Annotated in this window: 14 protein-coding genes; 6 read left to right on the top strand and 8 right to left on the bottom strand. The window is 67.8% G+C overall.

Annotation, left to right across the window (positions count from 1 at the left end; translation table 11 throughout):
* Position 1: 1 nt before the first annotated feature.
* The 3 genes from ACZ6YV_RS03125 to ACZ6YV_RS03115 all read right to left on the bottom strand — a co-directional run bounded on the left by ACZ6YV_RS03125 (position 2) and on the right by ACZ6YV_RS03115 (position 1,374).
* Positions 2–508: a hypothetical protein gene (locus ACZ6YV_RS03125; protein WP_465508059.1), complete on the bottom strand. Its 507-nt coding sequence runs from the start codon at positions 506–508 to the stop codon at positions 2–4.
* A 237-nt stretch (positions 509–745) separates the two neighbouring features.
* Entirely contained in the window at positions 746–946 is a 201-nt protein-coding gene (locus ACZ6YV_RS03120) for a DUF3558 family protein (protein ID WP_465508518.1), read from the bottom strand.
* 143 nt (positions 947–1,089) lie between these two features.
* Positions 1,090–1,374 carry a hypothetical protein gene (locus tag ACZ6YV_RS03115; RefSeq protein WP_465508058.1) on the bottom strand — a complete coding sequence of 95 codons (285 nt, stop codon included), beginning with the start codon at positions 1,372–1,374 and terminating at the stop codon, positions 1,090–1,092.
* Positions 1,375–2,295: 921 nt separating this feature from the next.
* Between ACZ6YV_RS03115 and ACZ6YV_RS03110 the strand changes: the two genes are divergently transcribed.
* A complete protein-coding gene (locus tag ACZ6YV_RS03110) occupies positions 2,296–4,641 on the top strand; it encodes an oxidoreductase (protein ID WP_465508057.1) in 2,346 nt (781 codons plus the stop codon).
* 35 nt (positions 4,642–4,676) lie between these two features.
* The gene (locus tag ACZ6YV_RS03105) at positions 4,677–5,141 is read left to right on the top strand and encodes an SRPBCC family protein (protein ID WP_465508056.1); all 465 of its coding nucleotides are present in this window, start codon (positions 4,677–4,679) and stop codon (positions 5,139–5,141) included.
* 139 nt (positions 5,142–5,280) lie between these two features.
* Here ACZ6YV_RS03105 and ACZ6YV_RS03100 read toward each other — a convergent pair whose 3' ends face one another.
* Positions 5,281–5,850 carry a hypothetical protein gene (locus ACZ6YV_RS03100; RefSeq protein ID WP_465508055.1) on the bottom strand — a complete coding sequence of 190 codons (570 nt, stop codon included), beginning with the start codon at positions 5,848–5,850 and terminating at the stop codon, positions 5,281–5,283.
* Between the two features lie 80 nt (positions 5,851–5,930).
* Here ACZ6YV_RS03100 and ACZ6YV_RS03095 point away from each other — a divergent pair, with 80 nt between their 5' ends.
* From ACZ6YV_RS03095 to ACZ6YV_RS03080, 4 genes are all read left to right on the top strand, one after another.
* Positions 5,931–6,740, top strand: coding sequence for a class I SAM-dependent DNA methyltransferase (locus ACZ6YV_RS03095; protein WP_465508054.1), 810 nt, complete (start codon positions 5,931–5,933; stop codon positions 6,738–6,740).
* An 89-nt stretch (positions 6,741–6,829) separates the two neighbouring features.
* Positions 6,830–8,638: an NHL domain-containing thioredoxin family protein gene (locus ACZ6YV_RS03090; protein ID WP_465508517.1), complete on the top strand. Its 1,809-nt coding sequence runs from the start codon at positions 6,830–6,832 to the stop codon at positions 8,636–8,638.
* A 40-nt stretch (positions 8,639–8,678) separates the two neighbouring features.
* Positions 8,679–8,972 (top strand): GroES family chaperonin, encoded by a 294-nt coding sequence (locus ACZ6YV_RS03085; protein ID WP_378236854.1) that lies wholly within the window; start codon positions 8,679–8,681, stop codon positions 8,970–8,972.
* 28 nt (positions 8,973–9,000) lie between these two features.
* Complete coding sequence (locus ACZ6YV_RS03080) at positions 9,001–10,845, top strand: VanW family protein (RefSeq protein WP_465508053.1); 1,845 nt, start codon at positions 9,001–9,003, stop codon at positions 10,843–10,845.
* 3 nt (positions 10,846–10,848) lie between these two features.
* On the opposite strand, the gene ACZ6YV_RS03075 is transcribed toward ACZ6YV_RS03080, so the two are convergent.
* The 4 genes from ACZ6YV_RS03075 to ACZ6YV_RS03060 all read right to left on the bottom strand — a co-directional run bounded on the left by ACZ6YV_RS03075 (position 10,849) and on the right by ACZ6YV_RS03060 (position 14,203).
* Positions 10,849–11,565 (bottom strand): leucine-rich repeat domain-containing protein, encoded by a 717-nt coding sequence (locus ACZ6YV_RS03075; protein WP_465508052.1) that lies wholly within the window; start codon positions 11,563–11,565, stop codon positions 10,849–10,851.
* A gap of 22 nt (positions 11,566–11,587) precedes the next feature.
* On the bottom strand, positions 11,588–11,884 hold the full coding sequence (locus ACZ6YV_RS03070) for a GlsB/YeaQ/YmgE family stress response membrane protein (protein WP_465508051.1): 297 nt from the start codon (positions 11,882–11,884) through the stop codon (positions 11,588–11,590).
* A gap of 74 nt (positions 11,885–11,958) precedes the next feature.
* Positions 11,959–12,234, bottom strand: coding sequence for a GlsB/YeaQ/YmgE family stress response membrane protein (locus ACZ6YV_RS03065; protein ID WP_378236747.1), 276 nt, complete (start codon positions 12,232–12,234; stop codon positions 11,959–11,961).
* A 124-nt stretch (positions 12,235–12,358) separates the two neighbouring features.
* Positions 12,359–14,203, bottom strand: a complete 1,845-nt coding sequence (locus ACZ6YV_RS03060; RefSeq protein WP_465508050.1) for an acyl-CoA dehydrogenase — start codon at positions 14,201–14,203, stop codon at positions 12,359–12,361.
* Between the last annotated feature and the right edge of the window lie 185 nt (positions 14,204–14,388).

Raw genomic sequence — 14,388 nt, 5'->3', positions numbered from 1 at the left:
ATCAAACGGCCTTTCCGATTTGGCGAAGAGCGTCAAGGGCTGCTTGGTCTTGTTCCACGTAAGCAGTCCGGATCTTCTTCAGGGTATCCAAGTAGGCATTGGTATATTTCCAAGCGCCGTCAAGAAACGCTTGGTAGGAGGTTCCGGAGTTGTTGGCCGCCACCGCGTAGCCCTGGCTCCCGACCTCGTCACCCGGCGGCTTGATCTGATTCAGCCAGGATGCGTGGGTCTGTGCCTCGCGGAACTCGTTCTCAAGGCTGTCCTCAAGGGACTTGATCACCTTGTCCATCGCTTCGCGGTTGAACTCCCAGCCACCGTTCGCCGAGGCCGACGCGAAGTCGGCCTGCGCCTGCCCCTTGCCCAGCTCGCCGTAGTTCGGCGGCGGGCCCGGAGGTGGCGGCGCTGCGGTGGCGCCCTGGATCATCCCCGATCCCGGCGGCGGCGCCTGCGGCACAGTCGTGTTCAGCTGGTTGTAGACCCCCTGAGGGCCGCTTCCCGGTCGTGTCATGTCGTGCCTCCCCGCACGGGCCGCGATGGGGCGCGACCTACCCGTAGTTCGCTACTGACTCCAACCGGTGACGATAGCAGCAGGTAAACCGCTGATCAGCCCCTTCGTGAAAGATCACCGCCGAAAGATAGCTTGACCTACCCATCTGGACGCTCTTCGTCTCAAATAGTCCTTTTGTGCTATTTGAAGCGCGGACATGTCGACCGTATGGCGTAGCGGCCCTACGGCACGCCGATGTCATTGAGCGACCTTCAGGTGCTGGATCGTGAACTCGGCGACCTTCATACTCAAGCCGCACGGGTCATCCAGGTAAGGGCTTCCACGACGCAGTTGCGTGACCAGGACGTACGTCATGTCGTCGCGGAGCCCTGCCGCGAGCTGACAAGCGCCTTGACCTTCGCCGCCATTCGCGTACTCGACCGCCGGATATCCGGCGATGCCTTCGGCCGTCGCGCCCGTTCACGGAAGGCCCGCGGACGACGATGCCGGTGTGGTTTTCTCGAGGACTTATCACCATCGCAACCCGTCGCAAGCAGCAAAGTCGTGCAGGTGATCGTCGCTGCGATGATGAGCCGTCGCATTCAGAGGGCCTTTCCTACGTTGAGCTTGTCGAAGATCTTCATGTCGTCGCGAACCCCGACCGCGAGATTGCAGTTCCCTGCACCTTCGCCGCCGTTCGCGAACACAACGACTGGGTATCCTCCGATATTCGGCAACGGCTTGAAAGTGGTCACACCGCTGCCGTGCTTGTCGAGGGCGTAGAGGTGGCTCAAGCCATACGGTTGGCTCACGTTCAGGCCGCCGCTGACCGAGCTTGCCAGGTCAGCGAAGATCCAGGGGTCAGCGGTGAATTTGGCGGTATCCAAGGGGCCGCGACCTTGGCGTGCCGGCCCTCGGCAGTTCTGTCGCGTTCGGCGACGACGGTGCGGGTGTTACCCCGGTTTCGGTACCGCAACCAGCTGCGAACAGGGGTGCCGCCGTGAGAACGAAAGCGAGAAGAACGCGCACTGAAGATGCCTTTCGGAGAATTACGGTACTTCCTGGTGATCGGAAACGGGTCGTCGGCGGCCTATTCGCCTTTGAGGTTCTTGAGCGCTGATGCGGCGACCCTGGTTGCCATCCCGCACGGATCGCCTGCTAGGGGATTCCCCGAGTACAGCTGGGGAACGACGGGTGTAGACCAGGTCGTCGCGGACGCCGACCGCGAGAGGGCAGAAGCCTGCATGTCCTGCGGTGGTCCCATAGGTGATCGCGGGGTGACCTTCGATCGGTTCGAGCGGCTGGAAGGTCACGAAGCCACCGCTCGCTTCGATCTCGGCTGTCGGGATGGCGCCGCACGGGTCCGCCTCGACAGCCCCAGTGGAGGTGATCGGGTCAGTCACCGCAGGCGCCCCATCGGACGGAAGCCGCGCCGACGGCGGTGCGCTCGTCACCGCGGTGCCCGCTGTCCGAGTGCCGCTACCACCGGCCAAGAGCGATACCGCCGCTGCCAAGAGCAAGAAACGCTTCATGTCGTGCCTCTTCGCACGGGCCGCGAAAGGGCGCGACCTACCCGCAGTTCGTCTTCGACTCCGGTGAGTCACCGTAGCGGCGAACCGGCGGCCGGACGGCGAGTCCGGTCAAGATCACCGAAGCGGACGCGAACGGCCTGGTACGGGACCCGTGGCGGCCGTTCTGCCGTCGCAATCCGGTGGCAGATTCCGGTCGACTGCCCTGGGCCACTTGCGGATCCCGTGGGTGATCGGCTTCGCTGGTGGCCGGGGAACGACGGGGGAGGAAGCGAGACGATGCCGGGTTTTCGGCGTAACAACGGGCCGCGCGATCCGGGGGAAGGCGAACCGAACGGCGATTCGGTCCTGCCCCCGCTCGACCCGTTCGATCCGAACCCCGACAAGCGGTACGAGCTCCCGGCGTCCGAGCTGATGAAGCCGGGTACGACCGGTCTGCTCCGGTGGCGCCGCCAGGCGACCAACGCGCCGATCGTGCAGGTCGAAGACGCCTACATCACCGGGACGCTCGATCTGCGCGCGGCCGACATCAAGTATCTGTTCCAGTTCGAGCGGTGCCGGTTCGAGCATCCGCCGGACGTCCGTGAGGCGCATCTGCTCGGGCTCGTGTTCCGCAAGTGCTGGCTGCCCGGGCTCAAGGCGCGCAACCTTCGCACCCGCAACGACGTCCGCCTCATCCGCAGTGTCGTGCATGTCGACGCCGAGCACGAGATCGAGGAGACCACGGTCCAGCGCGGCGACGATCGTGAGCGCGGGATGCCGAACGCGGCGGTCAACCTCACCGACGCGGTCATCGAGGGCTCGGTCGTGCTTACTCGCACGGTGATCACCCATCCGCGCGGCAAGGCGATCCAGGCCGACCGCGTCAACATCGTCGGCGCGTTGCTGGCGTATCGGTTGGTGGCCAACGGGGAAGTCCGCATCCCGGGTATGCGGGCCGGCGGTAACGTCAACTTTTCCGGCGCCACGCTGAACAATCGGGACGGCTTCGCGCTCAACGGGAACGGGATCCACATCGGCGGCAGCTTGCTGTGCGAAGTGGACAACTACGGACCCGCCTCGCAGCGGAAGCGGTTTTCCGCCAGTGGGATCATGTTCCTGCCGAGCGCCACTGTGGACAGTGACGTCATTTTCCGCGAGGCCAAGCTCTCGGTGAACCAGGCCGGGCCGATCGTCGTCGACGCGTGGAAGTCGAACGATCCGTACATCGATCCGCGGCCGGCGCTGGTCGCGGATCGCTCGACGGTCAACGGGAACCTCGAGCTGAGCGACGGCATGCAGGCGACCGGGACACTGCGGATGGTCAACGCCCGGATCGGTGGTTCGCTGCGGCTGGCAGGCGCCGAGGTCCAGGTCGCCCGCGGGCAGAGCATTCCCTACTACGACCGCGCGATCCACCTCGACGGGACCTCCATCGGCGGCGACCTCGAGGCGACGAGCCTGCGCGTGCCGTCCGGGCAGTTGCGCATGGCCGACATCACCGTCGGTGGCAACGTGCTGGCATGGAACTCGATGTTCCTGCACCCGCGCCGTGACGTCTTTTCCGCGCGGCGCGCGAAGATCGCGGGCAACTTCCAGCTCACCGACGCGACGGTCCAGGGCACCTTGCGGCTGCAGGGCGCCGAGGTCGGCGGCAGCGTGAACCTTTTCGGCACGAGCCTGACCGAGCCCGGCGCGCGCACGCGCACCAGCTACTCGCTGGACGTCCGCACCGCGCGGATCGGCCGGGATCTGATCCTCACCGAGAACAAGGAACGTCCGTTCGTCGCGCAGGGCGGGGTCAACCTCGACGGCGCCCAGGTCGCGCGGCGCGTCGACTTCCGCGGCGCACGGCTCGGTTCCCTGTCACAGCACGGGATCGCGCTCGACGGCAGTGATGTCTCGGCCGACGAGTTCCTGCTCACGCCCGCTGTCCCGCCGGACGGCCGGATCGTCCTGCGGCGCGCGCATTGCGGGACGATGGGCGACAACGAGGCGTTCTGGGCGTCGACGGCGGGGATCGAGCTGGAGGATTTCCGTTACGACGCGCTGCAGGAGGACATCGCGCTCGACGACGATCGGGCGATCGACCATCGGATCGTGTTGCTGCGCAAGGCGATGGACGGTTACCGACCGGGACCCTACGACCAGCTGGCGGCGACGCTGCGCGCGTCCGGAAACGAAGAGCACGCCTCCACGGTGATGCTGAAGAAGCAGCAGTTCCGGTATGTGGCGCTCGCGAAGGGCTTCAAGTTCTTCGGGCCCGGTGTGCGCGTGTGGAGCTGGCTGCAGCGGTCGATGGTCGGGTACGGCTTCCGTCCGGTGCGTGCGCTCGGCTGGTTGCTGACGTTGCTCGTGCTGGGAAGCCTGTGGTTCGGGCTCGGGGTCGACGACTGCATCACCAAGCCCAACCTCACGGTGAGCGGGCCGCGGTGCCTGGTCAACCAGGACGACACCGGGCTGCAGTGGAACCCGGTGCTGTACACGATCGACCTCCTGGTCCCGATCGTCGACTTCGGCAACAAGTCGCGCTGGTACATGCACGGCATGGACAACTGGGTCGCGGCCGGGTTCACCGCCTCGGGCTGGGTGCTGGCGACGACGGTCGCCGCCGGTATCAGTCGCATGCTCCGTAGGGACAACTGAGGGTATTTCACATACCCTCAGTACGGAGGTATGTCATGACCGAGCCCAGCGCCACCGGAAAGATCGCGATCGCAGCCCCGCCCGAGAAGGTGTACGCCCTGGTCAGCGACCCGGGCGCGCTCGCGGGTATGTCCGAGGAGTACGAGGGGCACCGCTGGGTCGGTGCGGCGGAAGGCGCCGCCGTCGGCGCCAAGTTCCGCGGCCGCAACCGAAACGGGATCCGTCGCTGGAGCACCCTCTCGACGATCACCGACGCCGACGAGGGCAGGCGGTTCGCGTTCGAGGTGACCACGGTCGCCGGGCTGCCCGTCGCGCGCTGGCAGTACGACATCGAGGCGTCGGACGACGGCTGCGTGGCCGTGGAGAGCACGTGGGACCGGCGGCCGGGCTGGCTGCGCGGGCCGACGTCGCTGTTCACCGGGGTCTGGAAGCGGGACGACGCCAACCGGGCGAACATCGCCGCGACGCTGGCCCGGCTGAAGGCCGCCGCCGAGTCCTGACCCCTACCACCGCTGCTCCGAATCGCGAAAGGAGCGGGGGACCTTTGCTATCGCCGGAGGCGTATTTGGTGACGTTCGAGGTTCGAGGCGACCACATGTAGTGGGTCCGAAGCGCGAACTCAAGGGATGAACGGACCGTTCATTCCACGAAGCGCGACCAGAACTCGACGTGCCGCGGCCCGTCGGCCGGTGGCGGGCCCAGCGGTTCGTCGCAGAAGTCGTGCCGCAGGTATCCCCGCAGGTCGTAGCCGTAATAGACGATGTCGGTCTGATACACCGACAGCACCGGATAGCCCGTGCTCCCGGCGATCCCGGGCAGATACCGGTGCCCGCAGACGGGGACGAGCTGCGGCACCCGCGCCAGGTGCGAGCGCGCCCGCGAAAGCGCGTCGGTGAGGTCGACAGGCCGTAAGCCCCAGTCCTGCAGCCAGAAGCCGTTGTGTTCGACGTCGTAAAGCACCCCGTCGACCGGCCAATCCAGGCGTTTCCGCAGCTGTTCGGGGTTGCCGCAGCGCCAGTCCGGCCAGCGGTCGCCGATCGGCACCCCGGCGGACAGGAACGTCCGGTGGTCGTCGGCGAACCGGAAGCCGAAGCGTGCTTCGACGTCGTCGAGCTCGGCCTCGCTCAACCCGGGACGCACGGGTTCGGCCAAGCTCGCCTGGAGGTCATGTGCCTCCTCGATGGTGAAGGCGTGCTCAACAGTGGACATGTGTTCGAGCCTAAATCGCCCAACGCGCGGACGCCTTCTCTTTTAACGCCACCGGAGCACGGCGGCGAAAACGGGATGAAATGCGCATGGCCCCGGCGGTAGCGTCGCCGATCGTGAGCTCGACAGACGACCCGGCGGACGGCTGGTTCCCCGAAAGCGTGGCCACGGACTACGACGACCCGGGCGGTGCGAACGCGCCCGAAGCAGTGGCGTGCGTGGTGGACGTCCTCGAAGACCTGGCCGACGGCCCGGTGCTCGAATTCGCCGTCGGGACCGGGCGGATCGCCGCGCCGCTGGCCGCGCGCGGAGTGCCGGTGAGCGGCATCGAACTGAGCCGGGCGATGGCGGAGCGGATCGCGGACAAGCCGGGCGGCGACGCGGTCGACGTCACGATCGGCGATATGGCCAGGACACGGGTGGCCGGTGAGTTTTCGCTGGTCTACCTGGTGTTCAACACCATCGGCAACGTGACCACCCAGGACGGCCAGGTCGACGTCTTCCGCAACGCGGCCGCGCATCTGCGGCCGGGCGGGCTGTTCGTCGTCGAGGTCGGCCTCCCGGACCTGCGCCGCCTGCCGCCCGGACAGGACATCGTCCCGTTCGCGATGACCCCCGGCTACGTCGGGTTCGACCAGTACGACGTGGTCACGCAGGAGTTCACGTCGAACCACTTCACCGTTTCACCGGACGGGACCGGGCGGTTCCGCCGCATTCCCTTCCGCTATGCCTGGCCCGCCGAGATGGACCTCATGGCACGCATCGCCGGAATGCGCCTGAAGCACCGCTGGGCGGATTGGGACCGCTCGGAACTCACCGCCGAGAGCACGGGGCACGTGTCGGTCTGGGAGAAGGCACCTCATCACCCACATGAGGCTCCTCCCCTGGGGTGAGCTCGCCCTCCCAACGCCTGGACCTCGGAACAGAGCGGCCACCCGTGTAGTTCACTCATGGCGTGACTTCTCCACGAACGCAGTCCCGCGTGCGGGCGCCCGAGCTCGCCGGTGACGTGTGGCTCAACACCGGCGGCGAGCGGCTCACGCTCGCCGGGCTGCGCGGCCGCGTCGTCCTGCTGGACTTCTGGACCAGCGGCTGCGTCAACTGCCTGCACGTGCTGGACGAGCTGCGCCCGCTGGAGGCCGAGTTCGCCGACGTTCTGGTCACCATCGGCGTGCATTCGCCCAAGTTCCTGCACGAGGGCGAAGCCGCCGCGATCGAGGCGGCCGTGCGGCGTTACGAGGTGCACCACCCGGTCCTCAACGACCCGCGGATGACGACCTGGTCGCAGTACGCGGTCAAGGCGTGGCCGACGCTGGTCGTCGTCGACCCCGAGGGTTACGTCGTCCACGTCGCCGCCGGTGAAGGGCACGCCGAGGCGCTGCGCCGGGTGATCGCCGACCTCGTCGCGACCCACGAGGCCAAGGGCACGCTCCGCCGCGGCGGCAGCCCATACGTCCCGGCCGAGGAGCAGCGCGCCGAACTGCGGTTCCCGAGCAAGGCCGTCACCACCGCCGAAGGCCGGATCCTGGTCGCCGACACCGGCAACCACTCCATCGTCGAGTTCGCGTCCGACGGCGAGACGATCATCCGCCGCTTCGGCAGCGGCGCCCGCGGCGCGCAGGACGGGCCGTTCGACCTGGCGACCTTCACCGAGCCGTCCGGGATCACCCTGTTGCCGTACGAGGTCGCGGAGCGCGCGGGCTACCACGCCGTCGTCGCCGACACGGCCGGTCACCGCCTGCGCGGCATCGACCTGATCACCGGCGAGGTCTCCACGGTCGCCGGCACCGGCCGCCAGTGGCGCGACGGCGTCGACACCGGCAAGGCGCTCGACATCGACCTCACCAGCCCTTGGGACGTCGCCTGGTGGGGGCCCGCGGGCGGCGTCGTGGTCGCCATGGCGGGCAACCACACGCTGAGCGTGTTCGAGCCGGTCTCGGGCACCATCCGCCGCTTCGCCGGCACGACGGTCGAGGGCCTGCGAGACGGCGACGTCCACGAAGCGTTCTTCGCGCAGACGTCCGGCCTCACACCCGACGGACAACGGCTGTGGCTCGCGGACGCGGAGACGTCGGCGCTGCGCTGGATCCAGCCCGAGGACGAGACGTTCACCGTGCACACGGCGGTCGGCGTCGACCTGTTCTCCTTCGGCCATGTCGACGGACCGGCCGACGAGGCGCTCCTGCAGCATCCGCTCGGCCTCGCCGTGCTGCCCGGCGACACCATCGCGATCGCCGACACCTACAACGGCGCCATCCGCCGCTACGACCCGCTCACCCGCCGGGTGACCACGCTCGCGACCGGTCTCGCGGAGCCGTCCGGCCTGCTGGTGCACGACGGCGAACTGCTGGTCGTCGAGTCGGCGGGCAGCCGGATCGGGCCGGTGCCGCTCGGCGAGCAGGCCGTGGCCGGGGACGCGCACGCGGTCCGCCGCCCGCCGACCGTGCTGGCGCCGGGCGAGCTGGAGTTCTCCGTCGTCTTCACCCCGCCGCCCGGCGAGAAGCTCGACGACCGCTACGGCCCGTCGACACGGCTGGAAATCAGCGCCTCGCCGCCCGAGCTGCTCGCCGAAGGCGCGGGCGTCGGCACGGACCTGTTCCGCAAGCTCCGCTTCGCCGAGGGAGCCACCGGAGGCGTCCTGCAGGTCGTCGCGCAGGCCGCGAGCTGTGACGACGGGGGCGAGCACCCCGCGTGCCGCATCACCCGGCAGGACTGGGGTGTGCCGGTGCGGTTCGAAAACGGTGGAGAAAGCGTGCTGAGCCTGGTCATGGCGGGGGACCCGGGAAAGTAGAGTCCTACCTGTGTCAGACGGGCCGAAACTCGAAATTCAGATGCTGCAGGACAGGGTGCTCGTGAAGCTGTCCCCCGAGGACGGCGAGCGCCGGAGTTCCGGCGGCATCGTCATCCCCGCCACCGCGCAGGTGGCGCGCAGGCTGGCGTGGGGTGATGTACTGGGCGTGGGCAACAGTGTGCGGAACGTCAAGACCGGCGACCGCGTGCTGTTCAACCCGGACGACCAGCACGAGGTCGAGATCCAGGGTGAAGCGCACCTGGTCATGCGGGAGCGGGACATCCACGCCGTGGCGACCGAACGGTCCGAACACGGCACGGGGTTGTACCTGTAACTCCAGCCTGTGGGAGGGGTGGTGAGAGTTGGTACGCGATGACCACGACGAGCCGGGTACCGACCTGTTCACCGACGAACTCCTCCCGGCCGAAACCGACGAAGGCCTGGTAGACGAGCTCTTCGAGGGCGACAGGGTGGTGCATCCGCCGCCGACGCCCGCGTCGAAGTTCCGCCGTGGGCTCGGCAAGGCCGTCATGGCCGCCGGGGTGCTCATGGGCCTGTTCGTGCTCGCGTACGCGGTCGATCTGATCGCCAGCGCCGGGGACGTCCCGCGCGGCGTCACAGTCGCGGGGATCGACGTCGGCGGCCTCACGCACAAGGACGCCGAGTCGAAGCTTCGCCGTGAGCTGGAGCCGAAGCTGATCGAGCCGGTGCGGGTCCGGGCGGGAGACGTCCGCACGGTCCTGTACCCGACGTCGTCCGGTCTCGGCCTGGACTGGCCGCAGACGCTGGGCCGCGCCGGTCACCAGCCGCTGAGCCCGTACACGCGGCTGATGTCGTTCTTCACCAGCCGCGAGGTCGGCGTCGTCACCTGGACGGACGCGCCGAAGCTCGAAAAGGCCGTCTCCGACCTCGCCGCCGCGCAGCTGAACCGGCCGCCGATCGAAGGGAACATCACCTTCCGGCCCGTCGCGGGCGGCGACGGCGCGGTCGCCGCGGCCGCGGTCGAACCGCGCACCGGTCAGACGGTCGCCGACCTCAAGGCGGCGGTCACCGTGGTCACCGACGGCTGGCTGGGTGCCGGCGGTGTCGAGCTGAAGGTGAACGTCGCGCCGGTGAAGGCGAACACGCAGGGGGTGCACGCGGCGCTCGACAAGATCGTCGTCCCGGCGGTCGCGAAGCCGCTCCTCATCCGCGGTGAAGGCAAGGACGCGACGCTGAAACCGGACGCGATCGCGGGCTCCTTCCAGTTCGCCGCGCGCGACGACGGCAACCTCGAAGTCCGCATCGACCAGGGCAAACTGCGGGCCGCGGCGCAGCCACAGCTCAAGGAGACCGAGACCGACGGGGCGGACGCGCAGATCGTCTTCGTCGGTGACAGGCCGGCTGTCCAGCCGTCGAAGGACGCGAGGAAGGTCAACTGGGACCTCACCTTCACCGCGCTGACCTCGGCGCTCGCCAAGAGCGAGGACAGGGAGCTGAAAGCGGTCTACGACGCCAGCAGCCCGGCCGTCAGCACCGACGCGGCGAACGTCCTCGGCATCAACGAGGTCGTCGGCGAGTTCACCACTTCCGGCCTGAGCGGACCGGCGATGACGAACGTGCAGGCGCTGGCCACCCGCGTCTCCGGCACCATCGTGAAGCCGAACGAGACGTTCAGCCTCGGTGCGCGGTCCGGGCCGAGGACGGTGGACGCGGGTTACGTCCCCGCGCCGTCGAACGAGGACGGCACCGGACCGGTCGTGGTCGGCGGCGGCGTCTCGCAGCTCGCGACGACGCTCTACAACGCCGCGTACCTGGCGGGGCTGGCCGACGGCGGGCATCTGGAGCACGACCACTACCTCGACCGCTATCCGGTCGCCCGCGACGTGAAGGCGATCAGCGACGACGGTTCACCGGTCGAGATGCAGATCGTCAACGACGCCCCGACCGGCATCGCGATCCAGGTCGTCCCCGCCAACGGCTCCGTGACCGTGCGGATCTGGGGTACGAAACGCTTTTCGGTCCAGAGCGTCGGCGGGGAAAGGCACTCCTACGTCCCCCAACCGGTGCAGGTCGGCTCGGGCCCGGGTTGTGTGCCGAATCCCGGTGCCGCCGGTTTCAGCACCTCGGACACCCGCGTGCTCGTCGACGTCATCACCGGGACGGAGGTCCGCCGGGAGACCCGGAACGCGACCTACTCGCCGCGCTCCGCGGTCATCTGCGTCTGAGCTTCACCGCAGCACCATGCAGCCGCGCGCTTCGAAGTCCGCGAGCCACGACGGCTCCCGGAAGTCCTTGTTCCATCGCAGATCCAGTTTGTCCAATTTGGACAGCCGGGCGATCGATTCCGGCAGCGAGGTGAGCAGGTTCTCGCGCAGGTCGAGCTGACGCAGCTCGCTCAGTTCCCCCAGTGCGGACGGCAAGGACGTCAGCCGGTTCTTCCGCAGATGCAGCTCGCGCAACGAGGAAAGCGTCCCCAGCGACTCCGGCACGGAGGTCAACCCGTTGCCGTACAAGCGAAATTCGCGCAGCGAGGCCAGCCCGGACAGGTCTTCCGGCAGCGTGGAGATGCGGTTGTCCGTACACCCCAGGTACTTCAGCCGTCCGAGCGAGCACAGCGCGGCGGGGAACTCGGTCAGCCGGTTGTCGCTCACGTAGAGGTATTCCGTCAGCCCGGAAAGCTCGCCGAGCTCGTCCGGCAGGGCCGTGAGTTCGTTGTGCCCCAGATCCAGCGTGTGCAGCTGTCGCAGAGCGCCGATCGACGGCGAGACGGACGTCAGCCGGTTGGTGGCCAGATTCAGCACCCGGAGCCCGGAGAGCGACCAGAGCTCGTCGGGAACCGACGTCAGCCGGTTGTCGTACAGGTCGAGGTATTCGAGCGAAGCGGGGAGAGGGAGGTCGCGCAGGGAGGTCAGCCCCTGGCCACTGAGTTCGAGTCGAGTGGTCACAGGGGCCGACCGTAGCCCTCGGTCAGCTGACGGCCCGGTGTCCGCCGCCCTTGACCTTCGCGTAGATGGCGGCCGCGGCGATGACGCCGACGATGGCCGCGCCGACCTGGAAGGCGTGCCGGATCCAGTCGATGCCCGGGGTGTCACGGACACCGAACACCCCGGCCAGCCAGTTGCCGATGAAAGCGGCGATGATGCCGACCACGATCGTCAGCCACATCGGGATCTTCTGATCACCGGACGCGAGCATGCGGCCGATCACGCCGAGGATCAGCCCGACGACGATCGTGGTGATGATGCCCCAAAGGCCACCCAACATGGTTCCTCCTTCGCTGGAGAATCAGTTGCGCCCAACGGTGACACCAATCGGGTCGCATCGCGCCTCGATACCCCTTACCGGGTGACACCCCGGCGTCCGTAGAGGTTCGCGGCCAGGGTGACCCCGATGCCGGCGATGACGATCTGGGTGATCAGTTCGAGCCAGTCGAAGCCCTTGGTGTCCGCGTAGCCGAGCCCGCGGGCGATCGCGGTGCCGACGAAGGCGGCGACGATACCGACGACGATCGTCAGCCAGATCGGGATGGACTGCTTGCCGGGGGCGAAGAATCTACCGAGCACCCCGAGGATCAGACCGACCACGATCGCCATGATGATGCCGGTGACTGTCATTGAGAGACTCCTTTGCCGAGGTGTCCGCCGAGGGGCGGACTCAGCTCGGAGATACCCCGGATAACCCCCTCGAAACGCGAAGAGCCCCCTCCGCATGGGAGAGGGCTCTTCGTCACGAAACCGTTTAGAACGCGGCTTCGGAGATTTCCATGAGGCTGTTGTCCGCGGCCTCGACGATCGCGCGGCGCGACGTCAGCTCCGGCAGCACGCTCTTCGCGAAGAACGACGCCACGGCGATCTTGCCCTCGTAGAACGGGGTGTCCTTCGCCGACGCGCCCGCGTCGAGCTTGCCGATGGCGACCTCGGCGTGCCTGATGAGCCGCCAGCCGATGAGCAGGTCGCCGACCGACATCAGCAGGCGGACCGTGTGCTGGCCGACCTTGTTGATGTTCTGCGGGTCTTCCTGCGACGAGGTCAGGTAGCCGATCAGCGAGCCGAGCATGCCCTGGGTGTCTTCGAGCGCCTGCTTGAGCAGACCGCGCTCGTTCTTGAGCCGCCCGTTGCCGATCTCCGACTCGATGGTCTTCGTGATCTCCCCGGCGACGTAGGCCAGCGAAGCGCCCTTGTCGCGGACGATCTTGCGGAAGAAGAAGTCCAGCGACTGGATGGCCGTGGTGCCTTCGTACAGCGAGTCGATCTTCGCGTCACGGATGTACTGCTCGACCGGGTAGTCCTGCAGGAAGCCGGACCCGCCGAGGGTCTGCAGCGACTGCACGAGCTGCTCGGTCGCGCGCTCGGAGCCGACGCCCTTGACGATCGGCAGCAGCAGGTCGTTGACGCCGTGCGCGATCTTCTGCGAGGCCTCGTCGCCCTCGCCGGTCCACACCTGGTCTTGGAACGTCGCGGTGTAGAGGTACACCGAACGCAGGCCCTCGGCGTACGCCTTCTGCAGCATCAGCGAGCGGCGGACGTCCGGGTGGTGGGTGATGGTGACGCGCGGCGCGGCCTTGTTCAGCATGTTCGGCAGGTCGGCGCCCTGCACGCGCTCCTTGGCGTACTCGAGCGCGTTGAGGTAACCGGTCGACAGCGTCGCGATGGCCTTCGTGCCGACCATCATGCGGGCGTACTCGATGACCTGGAACATCTGCGCGATGCCGTCGTGCACCTCGCCGAGCAGCCAGCCCTTGGCGGGGGTGCCGTGCTGGCCGAAAGTCAGCTCACACGTGGTCGAGGCCTTGATGCCCATCTTGTGCTCGACACCGGTGACGAAGGCGCCGTTGCGCTCGCCCAGCTCACCGGTCTTGCCGTCGAAGTGGAACTTCGGCACGAGGAACAGCGACAGGCCCTTGGTGCCGGCCTTGGTCTCGATGCCGGCGCCCTCGGGACGGGCCAGTACGAGGTGCATGATGTTTTCGCTCATGTCGTGCTCGCCGGACGTGATGAACCGCTTCACGCCGTCGATGTGCCAGGAACCGTCCTCCTGCGGGACGGCCTTGGTGCGGCCGGCGCCGACGTCGGAACCGGCGTCGGGCTCGGTGAGCACCATCGTCGCGCCCCAGGCGCGGTCGATCATGAGCTGCGCCCAGTGCTTCTGCTCTTCGGTGCCGTTCTTGTCGACGATCCCGGCGAAGCTCGGGCCCGCCATGTACATGAACAGCGGCGCGTTGGCGCCGAGGATCAGCTCGGCCGCGGCCCACTGCACGGTCGGGGGCAGACCGAAGCCGCCCAGCTCGTTCGGCAGGCCGAGCCGCCACCACTCGCCGTCCATCAGCGCCTGGTAGCTCTTCTTGAACGACTCGGGGATCTTCACCGAGAAGGTCTTCGGGTCGTATACCGGCGGGTTGCGGTCCGCGTCGGCGTACGAGTCGGCGAGGGGACCGGAAGCGAGCTTGTTCAGCTCTGTCAGCACGCCGCGGGCGGTCTCCTCGTCGGATTCCGCGAGGACGCCCTTGCCGAGGCGGTCCTGCACGCCGAGGACCTCGAAGAGGTTGAACTCCAGGTCTCGGACGTTGCTCTTGTAGTGGCCCATTTCGTCACTCCAATGTGTTCGGCTCCCCGGCCGGGCACACGTCCCCTACTCGCCGGTAACTTCAGGATATTACCTGTGGGTAACCGGCGGCAAGTGAATGGCCACTGTTGTGATGTGTAAATCAGCAATATGGGGGGTCTCAGCACCGTTGAGGAACCCGCGACCGCGATCGACGTCGGCAGGGC

The sequence above is a fragment of the Amycolatopsis sp. NPDC102522 genome, from assembly GCF_055584485.1.
This window is presented reverse-complemented; position numbering and strand designations above follow the sequence as displayed.

Coding starts and splice junctions, on each gene's coding strand:
- ACZ6YV_RS03125 (WP_465508059.1), bottom strand. CDS start 508: ATGACACGACCGGGAAGCGGCCCTCAGGGGGTCTACAACCAGCTGAAC.
- ACZ6YV_RS03110 (WP_465508057.1), top strand. CDS start 2,296: ATGCCGGGTTTTCGGCGTAACAACGGGCCGCGCGATCCGGGGGAAGGC.
- ACZ6YV_RS03105 (WP_465508056.1), top strand. CDS start 4,677: ATGACCGAGCCCAGCGCCACCGGAAAGATCGCGATCGCAGCCCCGCCC.
- ACZ6YV_RS03100 (WP_465508055.1), bottom strand. CDS start 5,850: ATGTCCACTGTTGAGCACGCCTTCACCATCGAGGAGGCACATGACCTC.
- ACZ6YV_RS03095 (WP_465508054.1), top strand. CDS start 5,931: ATGCGCATGGCCCCGGCGGTAGCGTCGCCGATCGTGAGCTCGACAGAC.
- ACZ6YV_RS03085 (WP_378236854.1), top strand. CDS start 8,679: ATGCTGCAGGACAGGGTGCTCGTGAAGCTGTCCCCCGAGGACGGCGAG.
- ACZ6YV_RS03070 (WP_465508051.1), bottom strand. CDS start 11,884: ATGTTGGGTGGCCTTTGGGGCATCATCACCACGATCGTCGTCGGGCTG.
- ACZ6YV_RS03065 (WP_378236747.1), bottom strand. CDS start 12,234: ATGACAGTCACCGGCATCATCATGGCGATCGTGGTCGGTCTGATCCTC.
- ACZ6YV_RS03060 (WP_465508050.1), bottom strand. CDS start 14,203: ATGGGCCACTACAAGAGCAACGTCCGAGACCTGGAGTTCAACCTCTTC.